At 77.4% G+C, this 1251-nt stretch carries 2 protein-coding genes; one reads left to right on the top strand and one right to left on the bottom strand.

Annotation, left to right across the window (positions count from 1 at the left end; genetic code table 11):
- Positions 1–385, top strand: a 385-nt coding sequence (locus tag ABT381_RS35810) for a response regulator (RefSeq protein ID WP_351602307.1), incomplete at its 5' end; no start/stop codon positions are given.
- A 49-nt stretch (positions 386–434) separates the two neighbouring features.
- On the opposite strand, the gene ABT381_RS35805 is transcribed toward ABT381_RS35810, so the two are convergent.
- A partial coding sequence (locus ABT381_RS35805; protein ID WP_351602304.1) for an ROK family protein occupies positions 435–1251 on the bottom strand: 817 nt, incomplete at its 5' end.

Here is a 1251-nt window from a genome sequence, read left to right as displayed (position 1 = left end):
CGCCGACCTGGCCGCCACCTACCGCGCCCTGCTGGAGCGGAGCGGCGACCGCGTGACGGTCGCGCACACCGGCAGCGCCGGCCTGGCCGCCGCCGGCGCCGCCCCCTTCGACCTGGTCCTCAGCGATCTCGCGCTCCCCGACATCCACGGCCACGACGTCGCCCGCCGACTGCGCGAAGCACTCCCGGCCGACCGCACCCGGCTGGTCGCCGTCTCCGGTTTCAGCCAGCGCGCCGACCGCGACCGCTCGGCCCGCTCCGGTTTCGACGCCCACCTGACCAAGCCGCTGACCCTCACCGAGCTGGACCGCCTCCTGGCCCGGTGGGCCGGCGATCCGTCTCCGTGGCCACAGGACGCGTCCGCGTCCGGGCCCTCCTCCCTGTGACCGCTTCCCGACCGAAACGCTCCCTGCGTCGTTCAGTGAGTGGCGTCGTTCAGTGCGCCGCGTCGTCCGGGCTGAAGAGGTCGTCCTGGGCGGCGTCCTTGGCGGCGAGTACGGCACCGCGCAGGACGCCGCGGCCGCCCACCGTGCCCGCGCGGACCTCGGTGTACAGGGGCGACATGCGGGCCGCGTACGTGGCCACCCGGGTGGCCAGGGCCTCGCCGCCGGCCCGGCCGATCTCGCCGCCGAGTACGACACAGCCGGGGTCGAGCACGGCGGCCACCGCGGCCACGCCGACGGCGACGCGCCGCGCGAGGGCGTCGAGGAAGGCGGCACCAACGGGCCCCGCGGCCACGGCCGCGCGGACGACGTGTTCGGCGGGCGGTGCGTCCGTACCGTCTTCGACGTTCGCGGGGACGAAGCCGTACTCCCCCGCGAGTGCCACGATCGCCGGGGAGGCGGCGAGGGAGTGGAAGCCGCCGTCGCAGCCCGCGGCGGTGGGCAGCGACGGTGTCCCCGGTACGGGCAGGAAGCCGATCTCGCCCGTGCCGCCGGAGGCGCCGCGGCGGAGCCGGCCGTCCAGGAACACCGCGGCCCCCACGCCGTGGCCCAGCCACAGGAGGACGAAGGTGTCGCGGTCGCGGTCGCGGGCCGCGCCGTCCCGGCATTCGGCGATGGCCGCGAGATTGACCTCGTTCTCCAGGAGCAGCGGCGCTTCGAGGCGGTCGCGCAGCCCGGCGACCAGCGCGCCGTGCCAGGAGGGCAGCGTCCCGGTGCCGGTCAGCCGCCCGGTGGCGGGGTCGACGAGGCCGGGGGCGCCGACCGCGACGGTGTGCGCGCGTACCCCGCCGGCGCTGGCGCGCGCCGGC

This window comes from Streptomyces sp. NPDC000151 (assembly GCF_040301705.1).
Taxonomy (GTDB): domain Bacteria; phylum Actinomycetota; class Actinomycetes; order Streptomycetales; family Streptomycetaceae; genus Streptomyces.
This window is presented reverse-complemented; position numbering and strand designations above follow the sequence as displayed.